At 73.0% G+C, this 16,456-nt stretch carries 15 protein-coding genes; 3 read left to right on the plus strand and 12 right to left on the minus strand.

Going from position 1 to position 16,456, the window contains the following annotated elements:
* Window positions 1-35 precede the first annotated feature (35 nt).
* Complete coding sequence (locus ACQEUX_RS31410) at window positions 36-998, minus strand: DNA primase (RefSeq protein WP_433056204.1); 963 nt, start codon at window positions 996-998, stop codon at window positions 36-38.
* A 160-nt stretch (window positions 999-1,158) separates the two neighbouring features.
* Here ACQEUX_RS31410 and ACQEUX_RS31415 point away from each other — a divergent pair, with 160 nt between their 5' ends.
* Window positions 1,159-1,500, plus strand: coding sequence for a PadR family transcriptional regulator (locus ACQEUX_RS31415; protein WP_433056206.1), 342 nt, complete (start codon window positions 1,159-1,161; stop codon window positions 1,498-1,500).
* Between the two features lie 21 nt (window positions 1,501-1,521).
* Here the strand turns inward: ACQEUX_RS31415 and ACQEUX_RS31420 are convergent, their stop codons facing one another.
* The 10 genes from ACQEUX_RS31420 to deoC all read right to left on the minus strand — a co-directional run bounded on the left by ACQEUX_RS31420 (window position 1,522) and on the right by deoC (window position 13,162).
* Window positions 1,522-2,196 (minus strand): permease prefix domain 1-containing protein, encoded by a 675-nt coding sequence (locus ACQEUX_RS31420; protein ID WP_433056208.1) that lies wholly within the window; start codon window positions 2,194-2,196, stop codon window positions 1,522-1,524.
* A gap of 68 nt (window positions 2,197-2,264) precedes the next feature.
* Window positions 2,265-4,070 carry a thiol reductant ABC exporter subunit CydC gene (gene cydC, locus ACQEUX_RS31425; protein ID WP_433056210.1) on the minus strand — a complete coding sequence of 602 codons (1,806 nt, stop codon included), beginning with the start codon at window positions 4,068-4,070 and terminating at the stop codon, window positions 2,265-2,267.
* Window positions 4,067-5,743: a thiol reductant ABC exporter subunit CydD gene (cydD, locus tag ACQEUX_RS31430; RefSeq protein WP_433056212.1), complete on the minus strand. Its 1,677-nt coding sequence runs from the start codon at window positions 5,741-5,743 to the stop codon at window positions 4,067-4,069. Before cydD ends, cydC begins: the two co-directional genes overlap by 4 nt.
* Window positions 5,740-6,747 (minus strand): cytochrome d ubiquinol oxidase subunit II, encoded by a 1,008-nt coding sequence (locus ACQEUX_RS31435; RefSeq protein ID WP_433056214.1) that lies wholly within the window; start codon window positions 6,745-6,747, stop codon window positions 5,740-5,742. Before ACQEUX_RS31435 ends, cydD begins: the two co-directional genes overlap by 4 nt.
* A gap of 11 nt (window positions 6,748-6,758) precedes the next feature.
* On the minus strand, window positions 6,759-8,009 hold the full coding sequence (locus ACQEUX_RS31440; RefSeq protein ID WP_433056216.1) for a cytochrome ubiquinol oxidase subunit I: 1,251 nt from the start codon (window positions 8,007-8,009) through the stop codon (window positions 6,759-6,761).
* A 216-nt stretch (window positions 8,010-8,225) separates the two neighbouring features.
* On the minus strand, window positions 8,226-9,131 hold the full coding sequence (locus ACQEUX_RS31445; RefSeq protein ID WP_433056218.1) for a M56 family metallopeptidase: 906 nt from the start codon (window positions 9,129-9,131) through the stop codon (window positions 8,226-8,228).
* An 11-nt stretch (window positions 9,132-9,142) separates the two neighbouring features.
* Window positions 9,143-9,613: a BlaI/MecI/CopY family transcriptional regulator gene (locus ACQEUX_RS31450; protein WP_433056220.1), complete on the minus strand. Its 471-nt coding sequence runs from the start codon at window positions 9,611-9,613 to the stop codon at window positions 9,143-9,145.
* Between the two features lie 239 nt (window positions 9,614-9,852).
* Window positions 9,853-10,677, minus strand: a complete 825-nt coding sequence (locus ACQEUX_RS31455; RefSeq protein WP_433056222.1) for an aldehyde dehydrogenase family protein — start codon at window positions 10,675-10,677, stop codon at window positions 9,853-9,855.
* Window positions 10,670-12,127, minus strand: a complete 1,458-nt coding sequence (locus tag ACQEUX_RS31460) for an aldehyde dehydrogenase family protein (RefSeq protein WP_433056224.1) — start codon at window positions 12,125-12,127, stop codon at window positions 10,670-10,672. Before ACQEUX_RS31460 ends, ACQEUX_RS31455 begins: the two co-directional genes overlap by 8 nt.
* A 6-nt stretch (window positions 12,128-12,133) precedes the next feature.
* Complete coding sequence (gene deoC, locus ACQEUX_RS31465; protein WP_433056226.1) at window positions 12,134-13,162, minus strand: deoxyribose-phosphate aldolase; 1,029 nt, start codon at window positions 13,160-13,162, stop codon at window positions 12,134-12,136.
* Between the two features lie 135 nt (window positions 13,163-13,297).
* On the opposite strand from deoC, the gene upp reads away from it, so the two are divergent.
* Together upp and ACQEUX_RS31475 are read left to right on the plus strand one after the other, a co-directional pair.
* Window positions 13,298-13,930, plus strand: coding sequence for a uracil phosphoribosyltransferase (upp, locus tag ACQEUX_RS31470; RefSeq protein WP_433056228.1), 633 nt, complete (start codon window positions 13,298-13,300; stop codon window positions 13,928-13,930).
* 74 nt (window positions 13,931-14,004) lie between these two features.
* Window positions 14,005-14,682, plus strand: a complete 678-nt coding sequence (locus ACQEUX_RS31475; RefSeq protein ID WP_433056230.1) for a GOLPH3/VPS74 family protein — start codon at window positions 14,005-14,007, stop codon at window positions 14,680-14,682.
* 98 nt (window positions 14,683-14,780) lie between these two features.
* Here ACQEUX_RS31475 and ACQEUX_RS31480 read toward each other — a convergent pair whose 3' ends face one another.
* Entirely contained in the window at window positions 14,781-16,448 is a 1,668-nt protein-coding gene (locus ACQEUX_RS31480) for a phospho-sugar mutase (RefSeq protein WP_433056232.1), read from the minus strand.
* Window positions 16,449-16,456 lie beyond the last annotated feature (8 nt).

A 16,456-nucleotide genomic window follows, 5' to 3' on the forward strand; every position in this document is an offset into this window, starting at 1 on the left:
TTCCTCTGCCAGCAACTGATGCTCCCCGGTACGGGTCAGTCGCGCCAGTCCACCACCGCAGAGATCTTGCCGACAATGGTGCGCCAACCCAAACTCGCGGTCTGCGCTCCGATCTTCTTCAGCCGCCGCCGACCCATGAACGCGCCGATCCCGCCGTTGGCGGTGGCACGCAGCGCCTCGTCCAGGTCGTCGAGGCTGGAGCCGGCGGAGAGCATGTCCAATACCGCAGGCAGCCGCAATGCGTACGAGAGGTCACGAGCGATCTCGCCAGCCTCGATCAGCAGGGTCGAATCCCAGGTGTCGTGCCCGCCGCGCAGGTTCTCCACGACCAGGTCGAGCTCGTAGGTGTCCTCGTCGAGTGGGGCGATATCAGCCGGCTCCACCCGTTCGGACAATTCATTCCAGCTGTCCAGTTGGGACAGATCGTTGGGCGCACCGGATCGGATGAAAGTGACCAACGACTCGGGAGTCTTGAACAGCAGCAGCTTGCCCCGGTTGCTGAGGAAGACCGGCACCTCCTCGTCGTCGGCCTCGTCCGTGACGTCCTCGTCGGCCTCGTCGTCGGCCTCGTCGTCCGCGTCGGCGGTGGCGTCGCGGCGACGGCGCGTCGACGCGTCCTCGTCGCTGTCGGCGAACTCCTCGGCCAGCTCCTCGTCGAGGATGACGACCGTCTCGTCGTCCTCCTCCTCGACCGCCTGACGGCGGGCGAGGAACGGGTCGTCCTGGTCGCGCTCGGTCACGTCGGTCGGGGTCAGCGAGCTGGCCGGCCGGTACGCCCGCAGCGTGAAGCCGGTGCCGGCGGGCAGGGCGATCTCCACCGGGTCGATGCGCAGCTCGTCCCAGAGCGAACGGTCGACCGGACCCGACGCGCGGTCGGTCTCCTCGGCCTCATCTGGCTCGGCCGCGCCGGTGGTGTCGTCGAGCTCGGGCTCGTCGGCGTCGGGCCGTTGGGGCGACTGGCGGGCCACGCTGACCTCCGTGTGCTTCGGGTTGCCCACCCGCCGGGGTCTCTGACCGGCGAGTGACTCTGGGCACATACCCTAGTCGGCGGCCCTGGGCGACCGATGCCCGCACCCCGCTGGCCGGTTGGCGCACGGGTCCGACCTGCTGGTGGCCGTCGGTGGCGAGCCGGCCCTTTGACAAGTAGCGTAGCTACTTATGAAGGCCCAGGCGCTGCACGGCCATCTCGACGCCCTGCTGCTCGCGGTGCTCGAACAGGGCGCGCTGCACGGCTACGCCATCATCGAGGCGCTGCGCGCGCGTAGCGACGGCAGCCTCGACCTGCCCACCGGCACCATCTATCCGGCGTTGCGTCGCCTGGAACGCGCCGGGCACGTGGCGAGCACCTGGAGCACGGTCAACGGGCGGGAACGGCGGACGTACCAGCTCACCGATTCCGGTCGGGCAGCGCTGGCCGGGGAGCGTGCCGGTTGGCGCGAGTTCCAGCTGACCGTCGGCCGGTTCCTCGACCCCGGCAGCCCACCGGTCACCCCGGCCTGATCCTCCAACGGGCGGAGCGGGTCAGCGGGCGGTGGCCAGCAGCCAGCCGCGCGCCGCGCGGGTCAGCGAGAAGTAGGCGCCGCCCGCCAGCACCGCGCCGATGATCATCGGCGGCCAGCGCAGCGCGGCCTCCCAGAGATTGAACGACCAGGTGAAGAGGGCGCAACCGGTCAGCATGCCGAGGACCAGCATGCCGCTCAGGCCGGTGCCCACCGCGCGTTGCGCCACGGCCAGGCCCGGCCATGGCGAACGGACGCTCGCCTCGACCACCAGCAGACCGGCCACCGCGAGCAGCAGCGAACCCCACCAGATCCATTCGACCGAGGTGGAGAGCAGCAGGTAGAGGCCCGGCGGGCGGGAGCCGTCGCTCCAGCTCGCCCCCTGCCAGGTCAGGTCGCCGGCGACCACCCCCACCGCGGCGATGACCAGCATCCGCAGGGAGAGGCCGCGCAGGGCGCCGGTCGCCAGCTCGGCCTGCCAGGACGGGAGCAGCTCCGCCGGTGAGCCGAATTCGACCACCGCCCGGCGCTGCGCCTCGGTGGGTGGCACACCGCTCTCGCGGTACGCCTCGACGGCGTCCAGCAGCCCGTGCCGGGCTTCGGTCAGCAGGTCGGACTTGAGTCGCGCCGGCCCGTGCAACCGGGCGGCCAACTCCCGCAGGTGCTCGTCGACCAACACGTCCTCGCAGCGTGGCATGGCACCACCCTGCCACGAGTCAAGCCTGTCGACGTCCGGGAGAACCCTGGCCCGTCCCGGAGTCCCGGTCAGGGGGCGAGCGCCAGGTAACCGCGTTCGGCCGCCGCCTGCAGCAGCCACTGGTCGCGGTACCAGCCCGGGGCGGCGACCAGCTCGGCGTGCCGACCGCGCTGGATCACCCGGCCGCCGTCGAGGACGACGATCTCGTCCAGCTCGGCCAGCCCGCTGAGCCGGTGGCTGATCAGCAGCACCGAGTGCCCGGCCGGGGTGGCGGCGAGCGCGGACGCGAGCACCGCGTCCGCGGCGGTCGGGTCCAGCCCTTCGGTGGGCTCGTCGAGCACCAGCACCGGCGGCGCGGCGAGCAGGGCCCGGGCGAGCGCGAGCCGCTGTCGCTGGCCGCCGGAGAGTTGTCCGCCCTCCTCGCCGACCAGCGTGTCCCAGCCCGCCGGCTGGGCGCGTACCCACTCCAGCAGGCCCGCGGCGGCGGTGGCCTCGGTCAGCTCCTCCTCGCCTGCCCCGGCGCGCCCGAGCAGCAGGTTCTCCCGCACGGTGGCGTGGAAGACGTACGCCTCGGCCAGCAGCCCGCCGACCGCACCGGGCAGCGCCTCCTCGGCGTACGCCGACAGGTCCTGACCGTCCAGGGTGACCCGACCGGACACGGGCCGGACGGTGCCGGTCAGCACGGCGGCCAGGGTGCTCTTGCCGGCGCCGCTCGGGCCGACCACGGCGATCCTCCGCCCGGCCGGCAGGTCCAGGCTGACGCCGTCCAGGGCGGGGGCCGCGCCGGTGCGGTACCGCACGGTGACGTCGACGAAGCGCAGTTCGTGTGGGCCGACCAGGTCCGGCACCGTGTCCGTGGGCGGGGGAGTCGGCGTGTCGGCATCGAGCAGGGCTGCCACCCGGGCCAGGCCGGGTCGCAGTTGTGTCCACTGCCGGGCTGCCGTGACCAGCGCCAGTGTCACCTCGACGGCGGCCAGTGCGCCGACGGCCAGGACGCCCACCAGCACCCCCGACACGTCGGCGGCCAGTGCGGCCAGCACCACCGCCGCAGCGGTCAACCCGGCGGTCAGGACTCCGGCCGCGTCCACCGCGAACCCGGTGGCGGCCAGCCGACGTTCCAGTCGGGCCAGCCGGCGGGCCCGCTGCTCGGCGGCGCGTAGCGCGACGTCGGTCGCCCCGAACGCGGCCAGGTCGGCGGCGCCGTGGGTGAGGTCGATCGCGTCGGTCGCCAGTGCGCCGCGCAGCGGGGCCACCTCGGCCGCGCTGCGGCGAGTGACCGCGGTGGCCAGTGCGGGCAGCGCCACCCCGGCGACCAGCAGACCGACAGCGAGCGCACCGGCGGCCGGCGGTGAGATCAGCGCCGCCACGGCGACCGCCAGCACACCGACCAGGGCCGCCGCCGAGCCCGGGACCAGCACCCGCAGCAGCAGGTCCTGAACCGCCTCGACGTCGGAGACCAGCCGGCTCAGCACGTCGCCCGAGCGGTGCGCGGGGCTGCGGCGGGCCGCGAGGGTGGCGAAGACCCGGGCCCGCACGTCGGTGATCATGCGGAGCACCGCGTCGTGCCCGGCGAGCCGTTCGGTGTAGCGGAACACGCCCCGGCTGATAGCCAGCGCCCGGACCGCGACGATCGCCACGGTGAGCCGGTCCAGCGGAGGCCGGCCGGCGGCGCTCATCAGCAGCCAGGTGGCGGTGGCCATCAGGGCGAGACCGGCGAACTCGGTGGCGGCGGCGAGCACCCCGGCACCGACCAGGCGGCCCAGGTACGGCCGGGCCAGCCGCAGCACCGACCGCTCGGCGGCGACCCGCCCGGCCGGTGCGGCGTCGCCGACCGGCGCCGCGTCCACCGGGCCCGGCCCGCGTGCCGTGCTCATCGGGCCACCTTTCCGGTCGGCTCGGGCGTCAGCTCGGTGAGCCGGCCGTCCTCGATCCGCAGGATCCGGTCGGCGTCGGCCAGCAGCGCCGGCCGGTGCGCGACCAGCAGCGCGGTCCGCCCGGCGATCAGCCGGCGGGTGGCGTCGAGCACCACCGCCTCCGCCGCACTGTCCAGTCGGGCGGTGGGTTCGTCGAGCAGCACCAGCGGCGCGGCCCGCAGAAATGCCCGGGCCAGTGCCACCCGCTGCCGCTGGCCGCTGGACAACCCGTGCCCGCGTTCGCCGAGCAGGGTGTCCAGGCCGTCCGGCAGGCCGGCCACCACGTCGTCCAGGGCGGCGTCGTGCACCGCGGCGGCGAGCGCGTCGGGCGGGGTGTCCGGTGCGCCGAGCCGGATGTTGTCGGCCAGCGAGGCGGCGAAGAGGTGCGCCCGCTGTGGCACCCAGGCGAGCTGCCGGCGCCAGGCGTCCGGGTCGGCGGTGGCGAGGTCGACCCCGTCCACGGTGATCCGGCCGCTGGTCGGCGTCACGAAGCCGAGCAGCAGGCCGAGCAGTGTGCTCTTGCCGGCGCCGCTGGGCCCGATGATGGCGATCCGTTCGCCGGGCCGGATGGTCAGGGTCACGTCGCGCAGAGCGGTGGTCCGCTCGTACGCCACGGTCACCCCCTCGAACCGGATCTCGCTCCGCGCGGCCGGGGCGGCGGCGCCCTCGGCGACCCGGGGTGCGACGGGCACGGCCGAGATGGTCAGTGCCTCGTCCAGCGCGGCGAGCCCCTCCATGCTGGCGTGGAAGCGGCTGCCGGCGGCCCGCAACGGCAGGTACGCCTCGGGGGTGAGCAGCAGTACCAGCAGCGCGGTCTGCAGGGCCAGCCCGCCGCCGAGCAACCGGATGCCGACCGGCACCGCGACCAGCGCCACCGAGAGGGTGGCGACCAGTTCCAGCACCAGCGCGGAGAGGAACGCGATCCGCAACGTCTTCATGGTGGCGACGCGGTGTCCGTCGGCCATCCGGCGCACCACGTCGGTCTGTGCCCGGGCTCGCCCGAACGCGCGCAGCGTGGGCAGCCCGGCGACCATGTCCAGGAAGTGCCCGCCGAGCAGCGAGAGCCGTCGCCACTGCCGCTCGGTGGCGGCCTGCGCCTGCCAGCCGAGCAGCGCGCCGAAGACCGGGATGAGCGGCAGGGTCAGCGCGATGATCAACGCCGAACTCCAGTCGGCGAAGACGACCCGGGCCAGCACCGCCAGGGGCACCGTCACACTGAGCACCAGCTGCGGCAGGTACCCGGTGAAGTACGCGTCCAGCGCGTCCAGCCCGCGCCCGGCCAGGGTGGCGAGCTGGCCGGCCCGCTGCCCGGCAACCCAGCCCGGCCCGTGCCGGCCCACCGCGCCGAGCAGGTCGGCCCGCAGTGTGGCCTTGACCGTGGCGGCGACCCGCGCGGAGACCGTGCCCTGCGCCCAGACCAGCGCCGAGCGGGCAGCGACCGCGACCACGAAGCCGGCGAGCGCCCGTCGATCCAGCCGACCGTCGACGGCGGCGGCCAGCACCGCCGCGAGCGTGGTGGCCTGCGCCACGATCAACCCGGCGGCGAGCACGCCCAGAAGCGCGAGCACGGCAAGATCGCGCCGGGCCTCGGGGACCCGGCGCAGCAGACGTGGATCGAACGGACGGCGGCTCACCAGTACACCGGTGCCCTGCCGTCGGTCCGTCCTCGGAAAACCCACCAACACATCGCCTGGAAGCCTAGTAGGGCCGGAAGTAGCGGCAGCGCCACCCAGCCGAGCAGCCGCAGCGTCGGTGCGCTGGCGGCGGCGTCGGCCACCGTCAGTGAAGCGCCCGGGTCGGTCGTGGACACCAGCACGTAGGGCCAGAGGGCCGTGCCGACCAGCAGCACCGGCAGCGCCAGGGCCGCGCCGGTGGCGACCAGAGCCCACCCCGGCCGCCGCCGCGCCAGCGCCGCTCGGGCCGCCAGCAGCGCCGCCGCGAGGAGCACCGGCAGGAGTACGGCCACCGCCGGCCGCTGGACGGCGTCGCGCACCCGGGCGGAGAGCAGGCCCACGACGGTGGCCAGGGCGACCGCGGTGAGCGCCACCGGCACCAGTCGGCGGGCCGTGCGGCCGACCACGGCGGCGGCGTCGGCCGACAGTCGCAGGGTGAGGAAGGTCGCGCCGTGCACCGCGACCAGGGCGACCATGGCCAGCCCGGCGGCGGCCGCGAACGGGGTGGCGAGGTGCGACACCCCCGCGACGTGCCCGTCGGCCTGGCGGGGCACGCCCTGCAGCAGTGCGGCGAGCAGCGCACCCCAGCCCAGTGCGGCGAGGGCGCTGCCGATCACCACGACGCGGTCCCACCGCGCGCGGATCCGCTCGTCGGTGCGCCGGCTGCGCAGTTGCACCCCGACGGTGACCAGGATGACCCCGACCAGGGCGCCGGCGACGGCCGGATAGCAGCCGGAGAGCAGTTCGCCCTCCAGCACCGGGAACGCGCCGAAGAGAATGCCCATGGCGGCCACCAGCCAGACCTCGTTGCCGAGGAAGAACGGGCCGAGCGCGGTGAGTGCCTCCCGTCGCTCGGTCGGGCCGCCGCCCCGGGCGAGCAGCAGCCCGGTGCCGTAGTCGTAACCGGCGAGCACCAGGTAGCCGGCGAAGAAGAGGCCGAGCAGGGCGTACCAGGCGAGGTCCACTGTCTTTCTCCTCAGTTGAGGGCGGGCTCGGGCTGGGCCGGCTCGCTTGGCGTTGTCGGCGGACGGCCGAGTGCCGGGTCGGCCGCGCCACGTGCCGCGTGCCGGGCGAGCAGCACCCAGTTGGTGACGGCGAGGGTGCCCAGTAGCAGGCTGAAGCCGATCAGCGAGGCGAGCATCACCGGCGCGCCGACCGGGGAGACCGCCTGCTCGGTGGGGAGCAGCCCGTACGCCACCCAGGGCTGGCGGCCGACCTCTCGGGCGATCCAGCCGAGGATCACCGCGATGAACGGCAGCGGCAGGGCGAGCAGGATCAGCCAGAGCGGGAAGCGCAGCCGGATGATCCAGTCCCGGAAGAGCAGGGGAAGCAGGAACCAGACGAAGCCGAGGGTGAGGCCGATCAGGATCATGAACCCCAACCCGACGTTGGCCAGCACGGGCGGGGTGTAGTCGCCCGGCCCGAACCGGGCCGTCCACTCGGCGATCAGTGCCTGCGAATCCGGCCCCTGGCCGAACTTGGTCGGCTGCACCGCGCCGACCGGGCCGAACTGGGCGAAGCCGAAGCCCTGCACCAGGGTGATCGCCAGCGCCGAGGTGACCACGCCGATCCGCAGCGAGGTGCGGAAGAGCGCGAAGTCGGGGGTACGCCGGATCAGGTGCCAGGCGCTGACCGCCGCCATCAGCATCCCGCCGACCAGCAGCGCGGCCGAGACCACGTGCCCGAGCGCCATGCCGAGGCTGGGATTGGTGAGCAGCGCGCCGAAGTCGGTGAGGTGGGCGATTCCGTCGCGTACCTCGTACCCGACCGGATGCTGTAGCCAGGAGTTGGCCACCATGATCCAGAACGCCGAGGCGTACGCGGTGAGCGCCACACCCCAGAGCAGCGCGAGGTGGACGCCCGGCCGGAGCCGGTGCCAGCCGAAGATCCACATCCCGACGAACGTGGACTCCAGGAAGAACGCCACCAGCGTCTCGATGGCCAGCGGCGCGCCGAACACGTTGCCGACGTATCGCGACAGGCCACTCCAGTTCAGCCCGAACTGGAACTCCATCACGATGCCGGTGGCGATGCCGAGGACGTAATTGATCACGTAGAGCTGGCCCCAGTAGCGGGTGAGCCGCTCCCACTTCGGGTTGCCGGTGAGCACCCAGGCGGTCTGCATCCCGACCAGCAGGGTCACCAGCCCGAGCGTGACGACCACGAACAGAAAGTGGATCGAGGTGGTGGTGGCGAACTGCAGGCGGGCGAGGAGCAGGGTGTCCATGGCCGGCTCTCCGTACTTGTCGGCTCCCTTGTCGTAGTCACCCTACACGTAGCTTGGCTACACGTCCGACTACTACGTTGTGTCGTAAAGAAGTCTACGACACAACGTAGTAGGTGTGGGTCGGAAGGGTCGTACTCGATCCTGGATGCAGTGGCCTGGTGGGCCCATCGTGGAGTCGGACGCGTGGGCGCGTACCGCGCGGGTGGAGCGGTGCCGTCAGCTCAGGAAGAGGGTGATCGGGAGGGCGACCAGCGTGGTCGCGATCGCCAGTGCGGTGGCACCGAGCACCCGAGGCGGGCGGTCGCTGACCATCAGGCGCTGCACCCGTACGTCAAGGTCCCGGTCGCCCACGCCCAGCGCGCCGGCCGGGGTGATCCGGTGACCGGCGGCGGCGAACCGGCGCAGCGCTCCGGCCAGTGGCGCCTCGGCGTGCAGCTCACGGGCCTTGTCGTCGGCGCGCATCTCGACCAGCAGGGCGACCCGCTCGTGGGCGTCGCGAACCCAGCCGAACCACGGCAACGCGCGGCACAGCGCGGTGAACGGCAGCAACACCAGGTCGTGACGCTCGTGGGCGTGGGCGCGCTCGTGGCTGAGCACCGCCGCCAGCTCGGCCCGATCCAGCAGGCTGAGCGTGCCGGCGCTCACCACCACCTGCGGCTTCACCCCCGGAAGGCAGTACGCGGCGGCGCTCGGATGATCCAGCACCAGGGCGCCGGGCGCGGCCGGGTCGTCCCGGGCGACCAGGGAGAGCAGGTCCCGGTGTCGGCGCTGCGCGCGGACGGTGCCGTGGATGCTGCGCACGGTCGTGGTGACCAGCACCGCGCCGATGCCGAAGCCCACCCCGACGCCAGCCAGGTGGAACGTGCCCACCCCGACCGGCAGGGCGCCGTGGCCGAGGTCGTTGGCCAGGGCGAGCAGTGCGCTCCCGGTGGGCAGGTCGTACGCGCTCAACCCGAGTGCCATCGGCAGGCCCATCGCGGAGAGGCCCAGCGCCAACCCCACGGCCTGCCAGCAGATGATCGCCACCCGAGGGCTGCGCCACGTCCAGGTGGAGCGAGCCAGCACCTGAGCGGTCAGATAGCAGGCCAGCATGGTGGCGGCGAAGTGCACGGCGTAGGCCATGGCGCGGCGCCCTACCGCTCCGCTGCCTCGCCGGCAGGTCGCCGACCCGTCGGCCCGTCCACCCGGTCGGTCAGCTCTGCCCCGTCCGTGTCGCCGCCGGTGGAAGCCGGCCCGGTCAGGCCGGCCTCGCTCCCCAGGGCGGCCCGGAGCACGTCGGCCTCGGTGCCGGTCACCGACCGGGCGAACCGCACGAGTGCGGCGTCCCGGCTGCCTCCCAGGTCGAGGGCATCGAGCATGAGCTGGGCGATGTGCGCCTCGCGGCTGGCGGCCGGCCGGTACCGCCAGGCGCGGCCCTCCCGCTCGCGCTGCACCATGCTCTTGCCGGCGAGCCGGTCCAGCACGGTCATCACCGTGGTGTACGCCAGCTCGCGGCCATCGAGCGCGTCGGCCACCTCGCGCACAGTCACACCGTCCGACGTGCCGGGGACCACGTCCCACAACACGTCCATCACCGCACGCTCAAGATCGCCTAACCGAGTCACCCTCGAATCCTACCCCCGGTAGTAGATCCCCCGTCCCGGAGACCACTCGGCCCGACCGCCAACGATCATGAGGCACCGCTGGCCGGTGACCCATCAAGGGGCACCGGCCAGCAAGATCGAACACCAGAGCGAACCCGGCCCACGTCAGGTTTTCCGGGGAGCCCCGCCCGCGCAGGGGTCAAGCCTGACCGCCCGGAGCGGGCGGGGCTCCCCGGAAAACCCCAAGGCCGCGGACAGCATCACACCCCCTTGGGATGCCAGACCGTCTTCGTCTCCAGCAGGGTCGTCATCCGGGTCACGCCGGGGTCGGCAAACCAGTCGTGGTCGGCCGAGGCCGGCCGGAGCACCCGCTTCAGGTTCTCCGCCGCCTTCACCTCCAGGTCGGCCGCCAGGCCGGCGTCGGTCACCCCGCTGAGGTCGATCGCGTTGACGTCCATGTGCGCCGCCAACGTCGGCGCCGTCTCGGTGATCGCGCCGGTGAGGATGTTGACCACCCCACCGGGCAGGTCGGAGGTGGCCAGCACCTCGGCCAGCGTCACCGCCGCCAGAGGCTCGGTCGGGGAGGCCGCCACCACCACCGTGTTGCCGGTGACGATCGCCGGGGCGATCACGCTGACCAGGCCGAGCAGCGCCGGGCGCTCCGGGGCGACCACCGCGACCACGCCGGTCGGCTCCGGCGCGGAGATGTTGAAGTACGGGCCGGCGACCGGGTTGGCACCGCCGTACACCTGGGCGAGCTTGTCGGCCCAGCCGGCGTACCAGACCCAGCGGTCCACCGCGGCGTCCACCTCGTCGCCGGGTACGCCCAGGGCGACGAACTGGTCGCGGCGGCCCTCCAGCATCTCGGCGGCCCGGTAGAGGATCTGACCCCGGTTGTACGCGGTCGCGCCGGCCCAGCCCTTGACGGCTGCGCGGGCGGCGACCACCGCGTCCCGGGCGTCCTTGCGGGAGGCCAGTGACACATTCGAGGACTGCACGAGATACGACCGTCCCGACTCGCTGCGCGGGAACTTCCCGCCGATGAAGAGCTTGTACGTCTTGCGTACCGCGACCCGCTCAGACATTGAGGTACCCCTCCAGCCCGTGCCGGCCGCCCTCGCGACCGTAGCCCGACTCCTTGTATCCGCCGAACGGCGAGGTGGGGTCGAACTTGTTGAACGTGTTGGCCCAGACGACCCCGGCGCGCAGCCGGTCGGCCATCCACAGGATCCGGGAACCCTTGTCGGTCCAGATCCCCGCCGACAGCCCGTACGGCGTGTTGTTGGCCTTCTCGACGGCCTCAGCCGGGGTGCGGAAGGTGAGCACCGACAGCACCGGTCCGAAGATCTCCTCGCGGGCGATCCGGTGGGCCTGGGTGACGCCGGTGAAGATGGTCGGCGCGAACCAGAAACCGCGGTCGGGCAGCTCGCACGGGGGCGACCAACGCTCGGCGCCCTCGGCCGAGCCGGCGTCGGACAGCTCGCGGATCCGCTCCAACTGGGCGGCCGAGTTGATCGCGCCGATGTCGGTGTTCTTGTCCAGAGGGTCACCGAGCCGGAGTTGGGCCATCCGCCGCTTCAGCGACTCCAACACCCGGTCGGCCACGTTCTCCTGGACCAGCAGGCGGGAGCCGGCGCAGCAGACGTGCCCCTGGTTGAAGAAGATGCCGTTGACGATCCCCTCGACGGCCTGGTCGATGGGCGCGTCGTCGAAGACGATGTTGGCGGCCTTGCCGCCCAGCTCAAGGGTGAGCTTCTTCCGGGTGCCGGCGACGGAACGGGCGATGGCGCGGCCGACCTCGGTGGAGCCGGTGAACGCGACCTTGTCCACGCCGGTGTGCTCGACCAGCGCACGGCCGGTGTCACCGGCGCCGGTGACGATGTTGACCACGCCGGCCGGCAGCTCGGCCTGCTGGCAGATCTCGGCGAACAGCAGCGCGGTCAGCGGGGTGGTCTCGGCGGGCTTCAGCACCACCGTGTTGCCGGCCGCGAGGGCCGGGGCGATCTTCCAGGCCAGCATGAGCAGCGGGAAGTTCCACGGGATGACCTGCGCAGCAACCCCAAGGGGTTGCGGGTTCGCACCGCCGTGCTGGCTCGTCGGCCTCCGGCCGAACCCCGCGTACTCCAGCTTGTCGGCCCAGCCGGCGTAGTAGAAGAAGTGCGCGGCGACCAGCGGCAGGTCGACGTCGCGGGACTCCTTGATCGGCTTGCCGTTGTCCAGTGATTCCAGGACGGCCAGCTCGCGGGAACGCTCCTGGATGAGCCGCGCGATCCGGTACAGGTACTTCGCCCGGTCCCGGCCCGGCATCGGACCCCAGACCTTGTCGTACGCCTTCCGGGCTGCGCGTACCGCGCGCTCCACGTCCTGCGTGCCGGCCTCGGCGATCTCGGCCAGCACCTCCTCGGAGGCAGGGTTGATCGACTTGAAGCTGCCGCCGTCGGTCGGATCGACGAACGCGCCGTCGATGAACAGCCCGTACGAGGGCTTGAGGTCCACCACCGAGCGGGACTCGGGGGCGGGGGCGTATTCGAACATCGGCTATCAGTCCAGGGTGAAGTAGTCGGGACCGGAGTAGGTGCCGGTCGTCAGCTTGGTGCGCTGCATCAGCAGGTCGTTGAGCAGGCTGGACGCGCCGAAGCGGAACCAGTCCGGGTCGAGCCAGTCCGTGCCGACGGTCTCGTTGACCATCACCAGGTACTTGATCGCGTCCTTGGTGGTCTTGATGCCACCGGCCGGCTTCACGCCGACCTGCCGCCCGGTCGCGGCCCGGAAGTCACGGACCGCCTCCAGCATCACCAGGGTCACCGGCAGCGTCGCCGCGACCGGGACCTTGCCGGTCGAGGTCTTGATGAAGTCGCCCCCGGCCAGCATGGCCAGCCAGGAGGCCCGCCGCACGTTGTCGTAGGTGGCCAGCTCGCCGGTCTCCAGGATCACCTTGAGGTGTGCGTCCCCGCAGGCGTCCTTGGTGGCCACGATCTCGTCGTAGACCTCCTTGTACCGCCCGGCCAGGAACGCACCCCGGTTGATCACCATGTCGATCTCGTCGGCGCCGGCCGCGACGGCGGCCCGGGTGTCGGCGAGCTTGATCTCCAAGGGGGCCTGACCCGACGGGAACGCCGTCGCCACGCTGGCCAGGTGGACAATGCCAGGTCCGGCCGGCACGGCGCCGCCCGCATGTCCCGGTTCGCCGGATGGCCGCCCGGACCCGGCACCGCTTCCCCGCAGCACCTCGGCGACGTACGGGACCATCGCCGGGTAGACGCAGACCGCGCCGACGTGCGGGCAGGACGGGTCGGCCGGGTCCGGGCGCAGCGCCTTCGCGGCCAGCGCGCGCACCTTGCCCGGGGTGTCGGCCCCCTCCAGGGTGGTCAGGTCGACCATCCGGATCGCCAGGTCGATCGCCTGGGCCTTGGCAGTGGTCTTGATGGAGCGGGTGCCGAGCTGTGCCGCCCGCTGCTCCGCGCCGACCTGGTCCACGCCGGGCAGGCCGTGCAGGAAGGTCCGCAGAGCGGTCTCGGATCGTCCCAGCTCGGAGAGCTCCGACCGGGCCGACGTCGTTGTCGCCGTCATGCCCCGAAGTCTACGCACCGAAGGGTCGAGTGATCTTGCTCACGATGGGCTGGTCGGTCACGTCGACGTGAGCGGCGTCGCTGGTCCGACCGCACCCGCACCGCCGCGCCGTACAGACCGGTAGGTTGAGCGATCGTGGACGTACACGTCATTGACCACCCGCTGGCCCAGTCCCGACTGACCGCCATGCGGGACGCGCGCACCGATTCCTCGACGTTCCGGGCCGCGTTGCACGAACTGACCACCATGCTGGTGTACGAGGCGGCGCGCTCCTTCCCCGTCGAGCGGTACCCGGTGCAGACGCCGGTCACCGGCACCGAGGGCACCCGGCTGGCCAATCCGCCGCTGCTGGTGCCGGTGCTGCGGGCCGGCCTCGGCATGGCGGACGCCGCGCTCGGCCTGCTGCCCGAGTCCTCGATGGGCTTCGTGGGCCTGGCCCGCGACGAGGTGACCTACGAGCCGCGCGCGTACATGGAGTCGCTGCCCCGCGACCTGGCCGGCCTGCCGGTGCTGGTGCTGGACCCGATGCTGGCCACCGGCGGCTCGCTGGAGCACTGCTGCCGGCTGCTGGCCGACCGCGGCTGCACCGACATCACCGTCCTCTGCGTGCTCGCCGCGCCCGTCGGCATCGAGCGGCTGGAACGCTCCGGCCTGCCGTTGCGCCTGGTCACGGCCTCGATCGACGAGGGGCTCAACGAGCGCATGTTCATCGTTCCCGGGCTCGGCGACGCCGGTGACCGCCAGTTCGGTGGCATGCCCCGGTTCTGAGGGCGTTACCCGGTCGGTGCCGGGTCCGGCGGGTCCGTGCGCGGTGGTGCGCGGACCCGCTACCGTTTCCGGCCATGACTGGTGTTGCGCTCGCCGAGGAGTTGCTGCTCCTCGCCTACGACGACACGACCGGCAAGGCGACCATGCCGCGGATCAGCCTGGACCTCGGCATGGCCGCCGCGGTGCTGGTCGAGCTGGCCCTGGCCGGCCGGATCGCGTACGCCGACGGGTCCCTGACGGTGGTCGACCCGACGCCTACCGGCGAGCCGGTCGCCGACGAGGTGCTCGGCCGGATCGCGGCCGACACCCCGCACACCCCGGCCTCCTGGGTGCAGCGCCTGCGGCACGGCCTGCGCGACCGGATCCTCGGTGACCTGTGCAGCCAGGGCGTGGTCCGCGACATCGACGAGACCGAGCTGGGCTTCATCCACGTGCACCGTTACCCGGTGGTGGACACCTCCATCGAGGCGGACACCCGGCAGCGGCTGGCCGAGGCCCTGACCGGCGCAGCGGCCCCCGACGAGCGGACCGCCGCGCTGGCCACCCTGGTCGTGGTGCTGCGGATGGAGTCCGCGCTCGGAGTGAGCGGTGATACCGCCGCCGACGCGCGCCGCAGGCTGGAGGAGATCGCCACCGGCGCGGGCTTCTCCGGCGAGGTGAGCACCGACGACTCGGTGGTCCGCCCGTCGGTCGGCCTGGTCGTCGCGGCCCTGGGCCGCGCCGTCGACCAGGCCCTCGGCCCCCGCCGCTGACGCCGCTCGCGGCGGTCTTCCCCAGCTGCGACCAGAGCAGAGGACACCGAGGGGCAGGCGGCCGGGTTCCCGGTGGTTGGCCCGGCGCAGCCCGCCGATCAGAGCCCCAGAGCTGCGGCGACCTCCCCGCGCAGGGCGGCGACCGCCTGCGCCGCCCGGCTGCGGGCCGTCGGGACGTCACCGTCCACGACCGGCTGCACCACCTCGAGGTACGCCTTGAGCTTCGGCTCGGTCCCGGAGGGGCGGATCACCACCCGGGCCACAGCGGTACGCAGGATCACCACGTCCGCCTCGGGCAGCAGGTCCCGGACGCTGTCTACCGGCTGTCCGAGCAGGGTGGCCGGGGTGGCCGCCCGGATGCGGGCCATGGCGTCGGTGATCACCCGCAGGTCGTCCACCCGGACGGAGAGCTGGTCGGTGTGGTGCACGCCGAACTCGGCGGCCAACTCGTCCAGCCGGTCGGTCAACGTGCGGCCCTGCGTCTTGAGCCCGGCGGCCAACTCGGCCACGGTCAGCGCGGCGGTGATGCCGTCCTTGTCCCGGACGTGTTCCGGGGCGACGCAGTAGCCGAGCGCCTCCTCGTAGCCGAAGACCAGGGGCGCACTCCCGCCGCCGGCTCGGACGATCCACTTGAAGCCGGTCAGCGTCTCGTCGTAGGGCAGGCCCCGGGCCGCGCACATCGCCCGTAGCAGCGACGACGACACGATGGTGGTGGCGTAGAGCCCGGTCACCCCGCGACGCATCAGGTGGTCGGCGAGCAGCACGCCCACCTCGTCGCCGCGCAGCATCCGCCAGCCGTCGCGGTCCTCGCGGACCACCACGGCGCACCGGTCCGCGTCCGGGTCGTTGGCGATGGCGAGGTCGGCGCCGGTGGAGTCGGCCAGGGCGATCAGCCGGTCCACCGCCCCCGGCTCCTCCGGGTTGGGAAACGACACGGTGGGAAAAGCCGGGTCCGGCTCAGCCTGGTCGGGCACCACACCGGGGACCGGGAAACCAGCTCGGGCGAAGGCGGCGGTGAGCACCGCCGCGCCCACCCCGTGCAGCGGCGTGTACGCCACCGTCAGGTCCCGTGGCCCGTTCGGGTCGATCACCGCGGTGGCCTGGTCGACGTACGAGGCGACCAGGTCGTCACCGAGCACCTGCCCGGGTTGGCCCAGCGGCACCTGGGCCAGTGGACCGACCGATCGGATGGCCGCCTCGATACCGGCGTCGGCCGGCGGAACGATCTGCGCCCCCGCGCCCAGTTCACCGCCCAGCTCCGCGCCGAGGTAGACCTTGTAGCCGTTGTCCTGTGGCGGGTTGTGGCTGGCCGTGACCATCACCCCGGCGACCGCCCCGAGGTGGCGCACCGCGTACGCCAGCACCGGGGTGGGCAGCGGGCGGGGCAGCAGCAGCGCCGGCCGGCCAGCCCCGGTGGCCACCTGGGCGGTGCGTTCGGCGAACTGCCGGGAGCCGTGCCGAGCGTCGTACCCGATCACCAGGGGACCGGTGCCACCCTGGGCCGCGAGCCAACCGATCAGGCCGGCCGCGGCCTGGGTGACCACGGCGAGGTTCATTCCGTTCGGACCGGCGCGCAGCGGGCCGCGCAGGCCCGCGGTGCCGAAGGTCAGCGGGCCGGCGAACCGGTCGGCCAGCTCCGGCGCGCTTGCCGGCAGCCGGTCGAGCACCGCTGTCAGCTCGTCCCGGCTGGCCGGGTCGGGGTCGTCGGCCAGCCAGCGCCGGGCTTGCTTGCGAATGTCGTCGATGTCAGTGGTGTCCGCCGCCATGCCCCTTG

Source organism: Micromonospora sp. CA-259024 (assembly GCF_050936255.1).
Taxonomy (GTDB): Bacteria; Actinomycetota; Actinomycetes; order Mycobacteriales; family Micromonosporaceae; genus Micromonospora.